Source organism: Alcanivorax sp. IL3, assembly GCF_047495465.1.
Classification (GTDB): domain Bacteria; phylum Pseudomonadota; class Gammaproteobacteria; order Pseudomonadales; family Alcanivoracaceae; genus Alcanivorax; species Alcanivorax jadensis.
In genome coordinates this window covers 2,881,070-2,896,375 of sequence record NZ_CP179931.1, presented here as the reverse complement: position 1 = coordinate 2,896,375, position 15,306 = coordinate 2,881,070, and the positions used below count along the sequence as shown (strand labels likewise).

The 15,306-nt window shown below is 58.4% G+C and carries 17 protein-coding genes; 6 read left to right on the top strand and 11 right to left on the bottom strand.

Annotated elements, in window-relative coordinates:
• Positions 1 to 3 precede the first annotated feature (3 nt).
• Complete coding sequence (locus ACMG4M_RS13465) at positions 4 to 411, top strand: hypothetical protein (RefSeq protein ID WP_035249232.1); 408 nt, start codon at positions 4 to 6, stop codon at positions 409 to 411.
• A gap of 343 nt (positions 412 to 754) precedes the next feature.
• Entirely contained in the window at positions 755 to 1,693 is a 939-nt protein-coding gene (locus ACMG4M_RS13460) for an endonuclease/exonuclease/phosphatase family protein (protein WP_414430189.1), read from the top strand.
• 148 nt (positions 1,694 to 1,841) lie between these two features.
• Here ACMG4M_RS13460 and ACMG4M_RS13455 read toward each other — a convergent pair whose 3' ends face one another.
• The 3 genes from ACMG4M_RS13455 to ACMG4M_RS13445 all read right to left on the bottom strand — a co-directional run bounded on the left by ACMG4M_RS13455 (position 1,842) and on the right by ACMG4M_RS13445 (position 4,395).
• Positions 1,842 to 2,516, bottom strand: coding sequence for a TorF family putative porin (locus ACMG4M_RS13455; protein WP_272963317.1), 675 nt, complete (start codon positions 2,514 to 2,516; stop codon positions 1,842 to 1,844).
• 217 nt (positions 2,517 to 2,733) lie between these two features.
• A complete protein-coding gene (locus ACMG4M_RS13450) occupies positions 2,734 to 3,204 on the bottom strand; it encodes a hypothetical protein (RefSeq protein ID WP_035249227.1) in 471 nt (156 codons plus the stop codon).
• Positions 3,205 to 3,348: 144 nt separating this feature from the next.
• Positions 3,349 to 4,395 carry a M14 family zinc carboxypeptidase gene (locus ACMG4M_RS13445; protein WP_272974403.1) on the bottom strand — a complete coding sequence of 349 codons (1,047 nt, stop codon included), beginning with the start codon at positions 4,393 to 4,395 and terminating at the stop codon, positions 3,349 to 3,351.
• A gap of 462 nt (positions 4,396 to 4,857) precedes the next feature.
• Between ACMG4M_RS13445 and ACMG4M_RS13440 the strand changes: the two genes are divergently transcribed.
• Positions 4,858 to 5,580 carry a YiiX/YebB-like N1pC/P60 family cysteine hydrolase gene (locus tag ACMG4M_RS13440; protein WP_084573501.1) on the top strand — a complete coding sequence of 241 codons (723 nt, stop codon included), beginning with the start codon at positions 4,858 to 4,860 and terminating at the stop codon, positions 5,578 to 5,580.
• On the opposite strand, the gene ACMG4M_RS13435 is transcribed toward ACMG4M_RS13440, so the two are convergent.
• On the bottom strand, positions 5,480 to 5,941 hold the full coding sequence (locus tag ACMG4M_RS13435) for a methyltransferase family protein (RefSeq protein WP_035249223.1): 462 nt from the start codon (positions 5,939 to 5,941) through the stop codon (positions 5,480 to 5,482). The two genes, ACMG4M_RS13440 and ACMG4M_RS13435, sit on opposite strands and share 101 nt — an antisense overlap.
• Before the next feature lie 318 nt (positions 5,942 to 6,259).
• On the opposite strand from ACMG4M_RS13435, the gene ACMG4M_RS13430 reads away from it, so the two are divergent.
• Positions 6,260 to 7,726 carry a PhoH family protein gene (locus tag ACMG4M_RS13430; RefSeq protein WP_035249221.1) on the top strand — a complete coding sequence of 489 codons (1,467 nt, stop codon included), beginning with the start codon at positions 6,260 to 6,262 and terminating at the stop codon, positions 7,724 to 7,726.
• Positions 7,727 to 7,869: 143 nt separating this feature from the next.
• Here the strand turns inward: ACMG4M_RS13430 and ACMG4M_RS13425 are convergent, their stop codons facing one another.
• Entirely contained in the window at positions 7,870 to 8,874 is a 1,005-nt protein-coding gene (locus tag ACMG4M_RS13425) for a hypothetical protein (RefSeq protein WP_414430188.1), read from the bottom strand.
• A 133-nt stretch (positions 8,875 to 9,007) separates the two neighbouring features.
• On the opposite strand from ACMG4M_RS13425, the gene ACMG4M_RS13420 reads away from it, so the two are divergent.
• Complete coding sequence (locus ACMG4M_RS13420) at positions 9,008 to 9,691, top strand: OmpW/AlkL family protein (protein ID WP_035249217.1); 684 nt, start codon at positions 9,008 to 9,010, stop codon at positions 9,689 to 9,691.
• A 146-nt stretch (positions 9,692 to 9,837) separates the two neighbouring features.
• On the opposite strand, the gene glpE is transcribed toward ACMG4M_RS13420, so the two are convergent.
• Together glpE and rhlB are read right to left on the bottom strand one after the other, a co-directional pair.
• Positions 9,838 to 10,158, bottom strand: coding sequence for a thiosulfate sulfurtransferase GlpE (glpE, locus tag ACMG4M_RS13415; protein ID WP_035249215.1), 321 nt, complete (start codon positions 10,156 to 10,158; stop codon positions 9,838 to 9,840).
• On the bottom strand, positions 10,133 to 11,389 hold the full coding sequence (gene rhlB, locus ACMG4M_RS13410) for an ATP-dependent RNA helicase RhlB (RefSeq protein WP_272963325.1): 1,257 nt from the start codon (positions 11,387 to 11,389) through the stop codon (positions 10,133 to 10,135). Before rhlB ends, glpE begins: the two co-directional genes overlap by 26 nt.
• Before the next feature lie 111 nt (positions 11,390 to 11,500).
• On the opposite strand from rhlB, the gene ACMG4M_RS13405 reads away from it, so the two are divergent.
• Entirely contained in the window at positions 11,501 to 11,761 is a 261-nt protein-coding gene (locus ACMG4M_RS13405; RefSeq protein ID WP_052042996.1) for a DUF1145 domain-containing protein, read from the top strand.
• Between the two features lie 15 nt (positions 11,762 to 11,776).
• Here the strand turns inward: ACMG4M_RS13405 and ACMG4M_RS13400 are convergent, their stop codons facing one another.
• The 4 genes from ACMG4M_RS13400 to ACMG4M_RS13385 all read right to left on the bottom strand — a co-directional run bounded on the left by ACMG4M_RS13400 (position 11,777) and on the right by ACMG4M_RS13385 (position 15,046).
• On the bottom strand, positions 11,777 to 12,367 hold the full coding sequence (locus ACMG4M_RS13400; RefSeq protein ID WP_414430187.1) for a DUF938 domain-containing protein: 591 nt from the start codon (positions 12,365 to 12,367) through the stop codon (positions 11,777 to 11,779).
• Positions 12,367 to 13,206: an SDR family NAD(P)-dependent oxidoreductase gene (locus ACMG4M_RS13395; RefSeq protein ID WP_272963327.1), complete on the bottom strand. Its 840-nt coding sequence runs from the start codon at positions 13,204 to 13,206 to the stop codon at positions 12,367 to 12,369. The genes ACMG4M_RS13400 and ACMG4M_RS13395 overlap by 1 nt, the downstream gene beginning before the upstream one ends.
• A 293-nt stretch (positions 13,207 to 13,499) precedes the next feature.
• Positions 13,500 to 14,243 carry a lysophospholipid acyltransferase family protein gene (locus tag ACMG4M_RS13390; RefSeq protein WP_035249209.1) on the bottom strand — a complete coding sequence of 248 codons (744 nt, stop codon included), beginning with the start codon at positions 14,241 to 14,243 and terminating at the stop codon, positions 13,500 to 13,502.
• A 95-nt stretch (positions 14,244 to 14,338) separates the two neighbouring features.
• A complete protein-coding gene (locus ACMG4M_RS13385; RefSeq protein ID WP_035249207.1) occupies positions 14,339 to 15,046 on the bottom strand; it encodes an START domain-containing protein in 708 nt (235 codons plus the stop codon).
• Positions 15,047 to 15,306 lie beyond the last annotated feature (260 nt).

Genomic DNA, 15,306 nt, shown 5'->3' with positions numbered 1-15,306 from the left:
ACCATGAAAAAAATACTATTTTCATTCCTCCTGATGCTGGCGGCAGCGGCCCAGGCAGAACCGGTGGTGGTGGTGTCCGCCAACAGCGGTCTCGATGCACTGACTCAGGATGAAGTGCGACAGATCTTCAATGGCCAGACCCGCCGGGTATCCGGTGTCTCGGTGAAACCGCTGGACTTGCCGTCACGGGGCCGTGCTCGAGATGGTTTTTACCAGCAGGTGCTCGGCAAGAGCGCCGAGCAGATGAAAAGTTATTGGGCGAGGATGATCTTTACCGGCCGGGGCATGCCGCCCCGGGAAGTCTCCAGTGAACAGGAGATGGTTATGCTGGTGGGCAGCAACCGTAACTTTGTCGGTTATCTGGATGCATCACTGGTGACCCCGGACCTGAAAGTGGTCTATCGACCCTGACGTTTTCTGTTGTTGTTCACATACCCCTTGCCCGCCTTTTCGGCGGGCTTTTTTATGGTCGTATCCGCCCTCGGCAGTGTTGCAAAACGTAGGGTGCCACTGAGCCTAGGGCGAACTGCACCATCAAACGCCGAATCGGTGCAGTTCGCCCCAGGCTCAGTGACACCCTACGCTATTGGCGGCGGTCAGGGGTTCACAGTCGGGGCCATGTTATCCGGAAGAAATTCCGGGGCAAGCCAGTGCCAAAATGGCAGAAATCTCCTGCAGCTGTCGGTCCTCTTTCCTACCCATGTTTGAGACTTCGCCTCTGCTGTGCTTTGCCGGCACCTCATAAACTGCGTCAATGCGCTATTTACTGATCGTCTACCTGCTTCTTGTTCCTTTGAGCCTGTCGGCGGATTGCCGAGGTCTTGCTCCCGCCCGTGGTGTGCCTGCCCCTGCAGAGAATGAGTGGACTCTGGCAACCCTGAATCTGTGGCGGCTTCGCGATACCCGCAAAGACAGCCACCTGGATAAGCCGCTTTCTTCGGCTGTACTGGATAGGCGAATACAGGCGCTGGTAGATTTCATTGCCGGCCCTTTGCAGGTGCCGCATATGCTGGCAGTACAGGAAGTGGAAAACCGCGACTTGCTCGACGCCCTGGCGGCAGGTCTTGCCCGGCAGGGCTGGCGTTACCGCGTGGTACTGAAAGAGGGCAATGATCCTTCCGGCATGGATGTGGGGCTGCTTTATCGGGAGCCGGTGCAGATTGCCTCGGTGGACAGGTTGTTCGCGGAGCAGAGTTTTCACGGCCACTCACTGTTTTCCCGTCCGCCCCTGCGCGTGACAGTGCAAGCACCCCGGCAATTACAGTTGGTGGTTGTGCACCTGCGCAGTGCGCGGGGGCTGCAGAAACCCCGGGTCCATGAGAAACGACAGAGCCAGGCCGCACTGCTGGCCAACTGGGCCGCCGAGCAGGATGTTCCGTTGGTGGTGGCCGGCGACTTCAACAGCACCTGGGATGCCGGGCGCCTCTCTGCCAGCTATGCGCGTTTTGCGCAATCGGGTCTGTTCAATCTGTGGCAACGGTTGCCGAAGCGGGAACGTTACAGTTTTCGACACCGTTGCCGACCGCAGGCTCTGGACCATATCTGGGTGTCACCGGATTTGAAAACGTCTGTCAGCAGAATGGCGGTAGGTCGTGGCAATGCAGGTCGCTATCACAGCCTCTATGGCAGCCAGGGGGCAGCGCCAGTGTCTGATCATGATGCGTTGGTAGTGTACTTTTCTGCGGGGAGATAACGACAGGGTCGGTGTGTTGCCCGGAGCGTTGGGGATGTTACGTAGAAAGTAAAAAGACGCCGCGGGGTTGCTTGCGTGTTTGCGAGGACCAGGGAGAGCCCCGCGGCGTTAAACAGTGGGCGGCGTGAGCCGCCCGTTTTCTTGGTGCTTAAAGCGCGAACTCGTAAGAAACGCTCATGACCAGATCGTCGTCGTACGTGTTGTCTTCTTCCTGATCAACGATCTTGGACAGGGTGAAAGTGAACTGATCGGTAACAGCGTAGCCCAGATCCACGTGAGTGTAGTCGCTATCATCAGCTTCAAAGTCGTAGAAGCCTACGGTGGCGGAGTACTTGTCGTAGCCGTAACCCACAGCGAAGTAGTCGCTTTCGTAGTCTTCATCACCGCCCTTGCCGGAGTTGCCTACACCGATGAAGGCGTCAGCGCTCAGGCCGGCAAAGCCTACACCCAGGTGTACTTCCTGGAAGTCAGCGCCAGATGCAGGGTTATCGCCTGCGGTGCCGCCAGCAGTGTAGTTGTAGTCGATGTAGCTGATGTCGTAGCTCAGACCTTCGATCTCGCCACCGAAACCGGCGTACAGGTCGTACTCGGTGTCGTCGGTTTCAGACGATGCCCAGGCACCAGCGTACAGACCGGAAGTGTGGGAGTAGTCAACGCTACCGTATACCGCAGCGCCGTCGGTCAGTTGCTGACCACGCCACAAGTACTGGCTGGAAGCGCCCAGGGTACCACTGACTTCAGCGGCAGCGATGGCCGGAGCCAGGCTGGCAGCCACGATGGAAGCGGCCAAAACGGTTTTCTTCAGACCAAATACGTTTTTCATGTGCAACCCTCTTAACAAGTCTAATTCGTTCAATGTGCGCTGGTGACGCACCGCCTTTTCGGCTCGAAAGAGATATTGCAGAGAGCGTGCCAACTATTTTTTATTTATATAAAACAGTGACTTGATAGTTTGTGACGAGGAAAGGGGAGATTTAACAAAGGGGAAACAGACAATGCGGTGCGCGAACTTGGTGCCGCGCACCGCATTGGTGCGCATATTATGGGCACTGCCAGTCAGTCAGCACGGCATCCACACTGGCGCCGCTGGCATCTTTCAGTGACAGACCACATTGACCGTTCTCATGGACAAAGTGTGCCTGGTAGTCACCGCCGGCCTGAGGGGCAAACTGCAGGGCCACTTTGCAGCGGTCACGGCTATTGTCAGCCTGGCGGCGGTTATAGATGACGCCAATGCGGGTGGCTGGGGCAATGTCGACAGTGGTGGTGACCTGGGGACTTTTCTTCATGGTTTTCAGTAAGTCGTCCAGAGCCCCACCGCTCACCGGGTTTTGCGACAGCGCGTATTCCGTTGACTTGAAGCCCTTGCCGGGCACACAGACCACCGGTTGAGCTGCTGTGTTGTTGCTGGTGAAGGTGACCTGGGCGGTATCGCCGCTGGTCGGTGGCTGGTAGTTCAGGTGCTGACAACCGGCCAGCAGGGCCAGGGGGGCAAGAATCAGGGCTTTCATGGTGTGTCCTTATCGAGGCGTTTGGCAAAGTGTAAGTCAGCCGGGCGGCGGACCCAATGGGCTTTTCTGTTGCAAGGTCGGGGCCATGAATGGCGTCTTGGGTATACAATGCACTGAGAGGGGCGTTTTGCAGATGCTCAGCGGCTAGTCAGCGTCCCCAAACCAGTGGGCAATGGCCTGCCGGGTCAGCGCCGATTTTTCCCGGGTAGTGGGTAGCCAGTTACCGGCGTTGGCGGTCATGGCGGTGAGAAACTCGAACAGGGGCAGGTGCTGGCGCAGTACCCGATGATGGCGGTGGCCGATTACCGGATTGAAATAGCCGAAAAAATCCAGCATTTGCCGTGGGTTCTTGCGTACCCACAGCCAGGAGCCCATTTCCAGGGTAAACGGCAGGAAGGTGTGATGCGGTGCCCGATCTTGGGCATCGTCGTAAAGGTAATCCCACAGGTCGCCATGGGTGGTGTAGTTCACCGACTGCGGCTCGATCAGGTAGGGATGATGGTGAGGATAGGTGTCTTCGAAATGCTGCTTGAGCCGGAATACTTCGCCGATATGGGGAATGGGGCGATGGCTGCGGGCGTAACAGCACCAGATCCGGTCGCGCCGGCCAAAGCCACTGTGACAGTCCAGGCTCATGGAAAACGGCGCCGGCATCAGCTTTTCCCGCACCACCCGGATGACCGCCTGGGCTTCCGGCTCCATGGGCGCGCCACTTTTGCCCCGGTACCAGGGCAGATGGCGGCTGATGCGGTGGCCGCCCACCAGAAAAGGCACCCGGCCCATGGCATCGATAGGGGCGTTACGCATCAGGTCCACGCCATTGGGGTTGCTGCGGGTGCGCTTCCAGATGCCGCCGGGGTTGATCATCGGCATGAACACCAGTCGCACCTGCTCCAGCCGCCGATGCAGTTGGTCGTCCCACTGCAAACGATGAATCAGACTGTGCAGCCAGGACATCAACACCTGGCTGCCGATCCGCTCCACGCCATGAACGCCACCAAAAAAACCGATGACCGGCACGCCGGGAGAAGTGCTGCCCATTTCGATTACCCGCACCGGCAATGACAACTCACCCATTGGCACCTTATGAACCGTGGACACACGCAGGTGACGCTCACCATGACGAATCAGTGCATCCAGGTGCAGAAGCTCGGGCAGATGGCGTTGCAGCAGGTAGAGCTTGTCTTCCATAGGCGGGGGCGGGACCGGCAAAGATGATTGCACAGGGTAACGACGGTAGATAACAGGAATGTGACGATGTTTGACCTGCATGTTATCCCCCGGGTATCTACGAAGCCGCTGTAGGAGCGGATCTTGAGCCGCGAACCTCGCGAAGCGAGGAAATCGACCGAAGGGCGATCAGGGATTTCCGGGCTCGACAGGTGTCTTTAGAAGGAGCCGGTGGTTACCTGGTACATTTCCTTCGCTGTCGCTCGGATTCGCACCTCAAGAGGTGTTATTCGCTGCGCTCACCCCTTCGGGGCCGCCCTGCGGGCGTTACTCCGCTACGCTCCGTTCCTACGGCGGCGCTGTAGAGAGATAGGCACTTTTTCTTCACCAAACCGTGACGCCACTGTCAGCGAACCGTCACGACATTTTTCTAGTGTGGCCTCAGGATAGTCCTGCAACGGATAAGAGCCTGTGGCTGTGCCCATGACAATGCCTCTTGAGTCTGCTTGCTCACTGCGAACCGGGGATCTGCTGTTGTTCTCTGGCCGTGGTTTTACCAGTGAGGTGATCCGGGTCTTTACCCGCAGCCCCTGGAGTCATATCGGTATGGTGGTGCACCTGCCCGGCAATCCCGACCCTCTGGTTCTTGAGTCCACCACCCTCAGTGAATCGTCGGATGTAACTCTGGGATGCCCGGTGGCCGGTGTGGCGCTGGTACCGCTGGCGGACAAGCTGCGTGATTACCCCGGCACGGTGGCGTTGCGCCGTCGGCATGGCCCCCCCTTGAGTGACCGGCAGCAGCAACTGCTGGCGCGGATGGTGAAGCGCCTGCTTCATCGTCCCTACAAGAACTACGTGCTGTGCAACGCCCTGGACGTGCTGACAGGCTTTACCCGCAAGCCGGATCAGCGTGGCTGGTTCTGTTCGGAGCTGGTCGCCGAACTGTACCGCCGGCTAGGGTGGCTGCCCCGGCAGACCCGCGCCAGCAGCCTGGTGCCGGGCCATTTCGGCTCGCGCCACATGCGTTTGCAACACGGCAAGCTGGGCGCGGTGGAATTTCTCAAGGCCGGGTCGCAGGCAATCGCTATCCACGCCCGTGTCAGTGCTACAACCAGCGCCGTACCCGTTGCCGATACGCCTGCCATTGTTCCCCGAACTGCTGGGCGTGAAACGCTTCTTCCGCCGCAATCACATGCTGCTGGATGACCCAGACAATCGGCACCAGCATGATCAGCATGCCCGCGCTGTGCTGGCTCAGGGCCATGGCCAGGTACAGGGCAGTGAAACCCAGGTAGATCGGGTTGCGGCTCAGCCGGAACACACCACCGGTAAGCAGCTGGCTGGCAGGGCGATGGGGGACCAGAGTGGTGCGCGCCAGGCGCAGCTGAAGGACCGCGGCCAACACCAGAGCGGTGCCGATTACGGCCAGGGCCAGTATCACCCAGCGGTCCCCGGGGAACGTGGGAGCGGGCAGGGTAAGGGCCTGATCAATGCCATAGCCCATCAGCAAGCCGCCCAGGTACAGGGCCGGCGGCGGCATCATCACGTGCGGGTGCTCAAGGGGCATAGCGATAACCTGTTTTCAGAAAAAGGAGAGAAACAACCAGTGGGAATTCTAAACGCTATGACAACCGTCTGCCTGCCCGTCGGCAAACTTTGCGAGGTTTTCTATTGATCATTTCGAAAAAGCTGGGTTATGGTAATTCCAACCCCCGCCATTGCGGGAGTGATCGCGATCAAAAGCTGTTACAGCTGCTGCAACTGAACCGCCAGAAGGCTTAAACCAACGGCGGCAGGCGCAGGCGTCACTCTCGCTTTCTCAGACCAAAAGCCAGATCTGACGCCCAAGCCGAATGCCGCCCACTGATGCCCACAGGGGATACGCATGGAAGAGCGCGCGGCCAGACTTCACACCCTCTCCATCAACCACGCAAGCGCCAACCAGAACGATTCAACCCTCGACCAAGAGCAACAAAAAACCTACGTCATTGATACCAACGTGTTAATCCACGATCCGAACTCGTTGCTCAACTTTGAGGAACATCGGGTGGTGATTCCCATGACGGTGCTGGAGGAGCTGGACAAGCTGAAGAGCGGTAACAAATCCCACACGGCGGCGGATTGTCGTGCAGCCATTCGCCAGATCGACCGGGTGCTGGGCAGCGCCACGCCAGCGCAGGTGGAAGCGGGCATCCCCATTCCCCGCGGTCCGGAGACAGTCACCCAGGGCACGCTGACGGTGCTGATGTCGAAAACCGGCGAGCTGAATGCCCCCCTGCCCAATGACCTCAACGACAACCGCATCATCAATGATGTGGTGGCCATGCAGGCCAGTCAGCCGGAGCGGCGTTTTATTCTGGTCACCAAGGACATCAACATGCGCCTCAAGGCGCGGGCCTGTGGCATCGAATCGGAGGATTATCACAACGATCAGCTGGTGACGGACATCAAGCAGCTAACCCGTGGCTATTTCGAGGTGCCCGGCTCCTTCTGGGATCAGGTGACCCAGGTGGAAACCGAGCAGGTGGGCGCCGATACCCTGCACCATCTATCCCACGGCTTGCTGGTCAGCGAGATTCTGGGTGAAGAAGTCTATCCCAACCAGTACATCATCGATGAGCAGGGGTTCGTCGGGCGTGTGCTGGATGTGGACAACGGCGTGGTGACCCTACGCCATTACAAGGCGGACAGTCTGCTCGACCAGGAGGTCTGGGGCTTGCGGCCGAAGAACCTGCAGCAGGCCATGGCCCTGCAACTGTTAATGGATCCGGATGTGCATCTGGTGACGCTCACCGGCGCGGCCGGTTCCGGCAAGACCATTCTGGCGCTGGCCGCCGCGATCGAAATGACGGTGGAGCAGAAACGCTTCAACAAGATCATTGCCACCCGCTCCACGCCGCCGCTGGCAGAAGAGCATGGTTTCCTGCCGGGCACCGAAGAGGAAAAAATGGATCCCTGGCTGGGGGCCATCAACGACAACATAGAGGCGCTGCACCTGAACGATGAAAACCCTTCCGGCAGCATTCAGTATGTGAAGGAAAAGGCCAATATCCAGTTCAAGGCGATGAACTATATCCGCGGGCGCAGCTTCCAGAAATCCCTGATCCTGATCGACGAAAGCCAGAACCTGACCCCCCATCAGATGAAGGCGATCATCACCCGGGCCGGGGAAGGCTCCAAGGTGGTGTGCCTGGGCAACCTCGCCCAGATCGACACCCCGTACCTGTCACCCACCAGCTCCGGCCTCACCTACATGACCGAACGTTTCAAGCGCTTCGTCCATGGGGGTTCGGTTCAGCTGAACGGGGTGCCGAGGTCGTTGCTGGCGGAATATGCGGAGCAGTTTCTTTAATTGATAATTGAGAATGGATAATTGATAACGTCGGCCATGAATGATTGGCATGACCCCAACGTAAGAGGCCGCGCCCAGACTCTGGGCGCGGCCTCTGCTGTTTCAGTCAAGATTGCGCAGATCGCGCCGTTATCAATTCTCAACTATCCATTATCAATTATCTTTTTACACGCTTCCGACTGATAAAAATCATCCAGCACCCACTGAATAAACGGTTCCAGCACGCCCTGTTCAATGAGGACGGTAGCGCCGCGGGCCAGGGCGGGGGCGGTGATTTCACGAACCTGCTCTTCGCTGATCTTCATGCCTTCCAGCAGGGTTTGCAGGGGCATGTCGCTGAGGGATTGAACGGCGGCGTGGATGCCTACGCTGACCAGTTGGCGGGTGTAATCCAGACGGGCAGTTTCGTCACCGATGGCACAACTCTGGCTGACCACTTCATCAATGGTGCCGGCGGGTACCAGCTTCAGATAGTCGGCGGGCTTGAGAGGAGCCACGCGCTGATAGCCGTCCCGGGCCAGTTGCTCTATGCGCTCGTTGGTCAGTTGCTTGTTCAGCCACTGCTCGCCGGTTTTCAGCGTGACGCGGATATTCTTTCGCAGATAGTCGCGGATGGATTCTTCCATGCTGCCCATTGCCTTGCCGACCATGCTCTTGCGGCCCATTTTCATCACACTGCTGACGCCGGGAAGTTTGGCCAGGGCGTTCTCTTCCAACAGAAAGTTCTTGATGCCGGTGTAGAGCATTTCGCTGACCATTTCGCTGACCAGCGGATGGTTCATGGCGGCGTGGACGGCTTTCTCGCGCAGGGTCTGCAGCTTCAGTACCTGCTCCAGAATCGCTTCGAAATGGTCTTCGCTGAGTAGTTCGCCCACGGTGGCAGGGTCTTTTTCGGCGGCTTCCCAGACCGCCTTGCTGACGTCGCTGACGACACCCTGCAGGCCCTGGGCGCTGAGCGCTTGTTGCAGCCATTGATCCACTACGGTGGTCAGGGAGTCACTGTCTACCAGTTTGCCCAGCGGTACCGCGCCCAGGCTGCCGCTGGCCTGGGCCATCAGGGCCTGCCAGTGTTCCTCGTTTTGCAGTTGTGCACAAAGGTGTGCCTGGTGCGCATCGCGCAGGGCGGAGATCAGTTGAGCGGATGACATGGTAGTAAAACCTCTTTTTATTGATTCAGAGCAATACCCTCAATCGGCGATGGCCGTTTAATAGTTCCGGTGCGGTGGCCTTGTGAGGGTTTCTGGTCGCTGACTCTATCTTGCTGGAAGAAAGGGGAACTGTATGCAACTGCGAGGACAAGGAAAAGCGGCGCTGCTGCTAACCGGGATGTTGATGGCCGGGCCTGCCATGGCCCATAAGGCGGGGGACGTGATTGTGCGTCTGGGGGGAATCAAGGTTGAGCCGGATGCCAGCAGTGAAACCTTTAACCCGGCCTTGCCGGCAGTGGGTGGCCTTGGCGTCGACGTGGATGACGACACCCAGGTGGGCCTGACGCTGGCCTATATGGTAACCGACTCCATTGGTGTCGAACTGGTGGGAGCGACTCCCTTTACCCACGACATCCTCCTGGAAACCGGAGGTGGTGATGTTGCCATTGGGGAAACCAGCCACCTGCCACCGACGCTGCTGGCACAATACTATGCGCCACAGATCGGACCTATGCGGGCTTATGTTGGCGCGGGTTTGAATTACACGCTGTTTTTTGACGACAGCATCGATGATTCTGTGGTGAGCCCGCTATTGGGCGGTGCCGATGCCGATGTGAAGCTGAGTAACTCCATGGGCTTCGCCTGGGAAGTGGGGGCTGACTTTGCTCTCGACGAAAACTGGTTGTTCAACGTCAGCGTCTGGAACATCGACATTGATACCGAGGCGCGGCTGTATGTGAATAATGCCCGCGTGGACAAGATCGATGTGGAAATCGATCCCTGGGTCTACATGGTGGGGTTGGGCTACCGGTTCTGAAGGCCGCTGGGCACTTCATGCACCGGCTGCGCCCTGCAGACGTAAGAGTGGCGGAGGTGAGTGTGCGCCCGGAGGAATGAGCGCACGGAATCATCTCCGTCCTGTTTTTGGGAAACTTTGTTGTTTGGCGTGTTGCCTTCGCGTGGTTACGCCATCTCTTCCAGCAGTTCGGGGAAGCGCTGGCGCAGGACTTCATAGCCTCCGTCCAGGCTGACCACATCACTGAACCCCTGCTCGGCAAGCCAATCGGCGGCGCCCTGGCTGCTGTTGCCGTGGTAGCAGTAGATCACCAGCGGTTTTTCCGGGGCGGTATCGGCCAGAAACGGTTCCACGTTGGCTTGGGTCAGATGGACGGCGCCGCGCAAATGGCCAGCAGCAAAGCTGGCCGGGTCGCGGATGTCCACGAACAGGGCATCGCCCTGTTCGAAGCGGGTTTTACCCTCATCCGGGCTGATGCGTGTTGCCATTCTTTGAGTCCTTCTCGGCGAGCAGATCCGACGGTGGGTACTCGCACTCCAGTTTCATGCCGATGGCGTTTTCCAGTTCCGGCAGCAGGAAGGCGTCGTCTTCACAGGCGAAGCTGATGGACATGCCGCTGGCACCGGCCCGCCCGGTGCGGCCGATACGGTGAACATAGTCTTCCGGGTCTTCCGGCAGATTGTAATTGACCACATGGGACACGCCGTCGATATGGATGCCGCGGCCGGCCACATCGGTGGCGATCAGCACCTGCAGATCACCGGCGCGGAAGCGTTCCAGGGTCTTCATGCGCTGGGTCTGGGGCACGTCACCGGAGATCAGAGATACCTTCAGGCCTTTCTTTTGCAGCCGGTCGCTGACCCGGCGGGTAATATCCCGGCGGTTGGCGAACACGATCACCTTGTCCATGTTCATGCCGGTGATCAAGTTGTACAGCAGAGTGAACTTGTCGTCGGCGTTGGTGATGTAGACCTTCTGTTCCACGGTGTCGGTGGTTACCTGGGTGGGCTCGATTTCCACTACTTCCGCGGCTTCTGTCCAGCGGCTGGCCAGGTTCATCACATCGTCACTGAAAGTGGCGGAGAACAGCTGGGTCTGGCGGTATTGGGGCTTCGGGGTCATGCCGACGATGCGTTTCACATCGGGAATAAAGCCCATGTCCAGCATGCGATCCGCTTCATCCAGTACCAGGAATTCCACCCGGTCCAGCCACAGGTCGCGGCGTTTGGCGAAATCCAGCAGGCGACCGGGGGTGGCCACCAGGATGTCGATCAATTCGTTCTGCAGACGTTCCTGCTGGCGGTTGAAGTTCATCCCGCCGACCACGCTCATGACCTGCAGATCGGTGTACTTGGCCAGGGCTCTGGCGTCCTTCTCGATCTGCATGGCCAGTTCCCGGGTGGGGGCCACAATCAGGGCGCGGGGCTCGCCAGCGTAGCGTTTAACCTGAATGGGGTGGCGCAGCAGGTCGTTGATCACGGTGATCAGGAAGGCCGCGGTCTTGCCGGTGCCGGTCTGGGCCCGGCCGATGGCGTCGGCGCCGGCCAGGGTGTGTTCCAGCACTTCCGCCTGGATGGGGGTGCAGTACTGGAAGCCCTGCTCGGCGATGCCACGCATCAGGCTCAGGTCCAGATCGAAATCATGGAAGCGGGTTTCGCCGTCTTTTTCCGGCACCGGGAACTGATCCAGGGTCCAGGTGCTTGTGTTGTCTTTTTGCATGTATTCGCTCAGTCTGAATGCAAGTGTTGGTGCCACCGTGTAGGGCACCCGTTCCTGCTGAAAACGGGGTATTGTAGAAAAATTAACCAGCGCTGTCAGAGGATGTTTCCTATGGGCTTGCTTCGCGGCGTTATTGTAGTGTTTTGGGTGGCGGTAGGGTTAGCCATTTTCCTGGATCTGCCGTCCCCGTTTGATCGATTGCTGTTGGGTGCCGGGCTGGTGGTGGCGGTGCTGCATCTCCTGGAATGCATCGGCTTCATGGTGTGGATCCGCCGACGCGGCCTGTTTCACTGGCGCGATGCCCTGATGATCATGATCTTCGGGGTGGCCTATCTCAAGCCCAGAATGCGTACCATTCGGCGTACGGTGTAGCTAGCTAGTCCCGGCCTAGTCCCGGCCGAATACCAGCAACCGGTTGTTGGCGGGCATCTCGTGGTCGGCCAGCAGCTGTCGGTGCTGGCGGGCGAACTGTTCCACCACCCATTCATGGTCGCGAATGCCGCGATTGTCGTCCATTTCCTTCAACCATTGATCAAATTGACGGTTGGAGTCACTGGTGTACTGGCCGTCGTAGTTGAAGGGACCATAGACCAGGAATTTGCCCTGACCCGTCAGTTGCCGGCAGCCCTCCCGGATACAGGTTTCCGCCAGTGGCGCCGCCATGATGTGGAAGGTGTTGGCGGTAAACAGGTAATCAAAAGGGCCGGCGGGCCATTGAGCGGCCACATCCAGTTCCACCGGCGGTAGAGCCTGGCTGCCCGGGTCACTCAGCCATTGCCGTATATGGGGCAGGTTGGCGGCCACATCGGAGGGCTGCCAGTGCAGATGGGGAAGGCGCCCCGACAGCCAGGCCGCATGCTGGCCGGTGCCGGCACCGATCTCCAGCAAGGCGCCCGGGACCTGACAATGCTGTTGCAGCACGGAAAGGATCGGGGCCTTGTTGTTTTCAGCGGCTTGCGAGTAGGGGCGCTCGGTCATTACTTCTTGTTCATGAACTTCTGGCCCATCACCATCAGGCGCTGGTAGCTGGTGGGCATCAGGCGCTGCATGGTATCGATGGCCAGGGCGTCAGAACCGATCAGAACCCGACGCTTGTTCTGGCGAACACCCTTGAGGATGGTGCTTGCGGCTTCTTCCGGTGTAGTGCGGAACATCTTCTCGAAATCCGCCTTGGATTGTTCCGGATCGGACCCGGTGATGGCAGCCACGTCATCGCTGATACGGGCGGCCTTGGCGATGTTGGTCTTGATGCCACCCGGATGAATGGAAGTGGCAGACACTCCACATTGCTCCATTTCCAGCTCCAGGCGCAGGGATTCGGTGAAACCGCGCACGGCAAATTTTGCCGCGTTATAGGCGGACTGGGTGGGAATGCCGATCAAGCCAAACACGGAAGACACGTTGATGATGTGGCCTTCGCCGGCTTCCTTCAGATAGGGCAGGAATGCCTTGGTGCCGTAAACCACGCCCCAGAAGTTGATGTTCATCAACCACTCGAAATCGTCGTAGTTCATTTTCTCTACGGTGGCGCCCAGTGCCACGCCAGCGTTGTTGAAGATCATGTTGGCGTAACCGAAGTGGTTGACCACATCGTCGGCAAAATCATAAAACGCCTGGCGGTCGGCCACATCCAGTTTGCGGGTCATCAACCGATCTTCGCCCAGCCCCAGCAGGTCGGCGGTTTCCTTCAGGCCGGCTTCGTTGATGTCGGACAGGGCCAGCTTGGCACCGGCGGACGCCAGTTCCTGAGCCAGAGCACGGCCAATGCCGGAACCGGCACCGGTGATAACGGCAACTTTGTCTTTAAAATTCTTCATGATGACTCCTGTATCCGCTTAATTCAGTTGCAAGTTGAAAGTTTCAAGGCGCGGGCGGGCTTGTTGGCGACTGAGATGCCATGCCCGCACACAAACGTTGTAGCGGCGTAGGGCAGCGGTTTTCGTTGGTACGGCCGGCCCCTGCGCTCTTCAACCTTGAACTTTCAACTTGCAACTCGATTCGGCGACCGAGTGTAGACACTTTGTCACTGCAGAATGGGCCAATCTTGTCAGACAAGGAAGGGCTGGCGTGGCGATGGCGCCGCCCGGAGGTGGCGCTGAGGATAACCGGATCAGAGACTGAGTTGCGGGCAGGCCTCGCCAAGTGGGGCGGCAATAGCTGTTTGGCTCTGGTGGATTAACTGAACCAGTTCCGCCTCGCTGGAGCCCACCGGGACAATGGCAGGGTGCAGGGTAATCTGCGCATGCTGGCCGGGGCGTAGCCGTACGGTTCCCGGCGGCAATATTTCGAAGGTGCCGGTCAGGGTGACGGGAAGCACCGGCAGTTGCAGCTCCTGGGCCATCTTGAAGGCGCCTTTCTTGAACGGCTTGATCTGCCCGGTACGGCTGCGGGTGCCTTCCGGAAAAAACAATACGCTGGCACCGTTGGCCAGGCGGGTACGGGCCTGGTTGAGGCTGGCAATGGCTGCCTGGGTGTCGGAGCGGTTGATGAAGATATGACCGAGCTTTTCGCAGCAGATACCGATTACCGGCATCCGCCGCAGTTCGTGTTTCATCACCCAGCGGAAATCCACCTCGAGATAACCATACAGCACAAAAATATCGAACTGGCTGAGATGGTTGGCGACGATGACATAGCTCTGACCCGACTGCAGGTGTTCGCTGCCATGCACATCCACACGCACGTTGCTGTAAAAGAGACATAGCCTGGCCCAGGGAACAGCAGTCAGGCGGGCCACCCGATCGGGGTGCAGGAAGGGCACCAGCAACAGACACAGTGCCCCGAATAGCAGGGTGGTGGCTGTCATCAGCGGAACAACGACAAGCCAGCTATAGAGGAAGGAAAACAGCCGCATGAGGGGGCTCTCCGTAACCTGTTCAGGTGTTTTCCTTATGGTAATGGAGAGCTGGCCGAAAATGACAGACTGATAATCACTTTGTTACGTTTTGGTTATTTGCGGCTGCCCACAACCGCCGCCGGGCGACCCGGCCCGTACAGGTCCAGGTAATCGTAGTAATGATTCTGGTACTCGGGCTTGCTGACGATGCGGCGTAAACGCTCCAGGGTGAAATAGGGGGCGTCTCGTAGCAGGATGTTGGCGATCCAGGCGGGAATGTAGCCGCCGGGGTCGAGAATCAGCTCGTAGGTCATTTCCACTTTCTTGCCGCCTAAGCGACGAAAGCCAAGCTTGCCGGTCATTTCCGGGAAGCGGATATACTCATTATTGGGGGGCAGAGCATCGGGGCGATTGATCAGATCCACCATCACCGATTCTTCGTCTTCAGTCATGGTCTGGGTGACCTTGGCCCGCAAAACGGCTTCACGATCTGCCAGTGGCCAGGGCAGCTGGGTGGTAAAGCGCAGGGAGCGATCCAGCGGATTGATCCGGTTGAACTCTTCCGCGCTGTCAACAAAATGCAGCCATTTCGGATAAGAGGGGTAATCATTGAGCAGGGCGACCAGGGAGTATTCATCCGCCAGCGTAAAGTGGGTCACCCCGCGGAAGGTCTTCAGCCGGGATTCATCCCGATGCTTCATGTAGACCTGGATATCATTACGGTCGCTGACCAGTTTCCAGTCCTCGAGCTCGTTGCTGTCGGCAGCTCGGGCAAAGATGGCAACAAAGAGAGCCAGAAAGAGAACACTGAGTCTGTCCATAAAAAAAGGGAAATCCTTGCATGCCTGTTATTGGAATAAGGTGCGGCGGCATTATGCCATTATTGAGATGCCGCTGAACATATTTTGACCGTTGCAGTATATTTCTGCTGCATGCTTCGGATAATCGGTTGTCATTCGGCGTTTCGATGGCAGGCAATTTTATGCGGGTTTGCTAGACTTGCCTGCCGAAGGTCGGCGCACCTGATTCGCAGACACAATAAAAAGGTTTTTGGTCAGCTATCTATGCTTAAACGTGCATT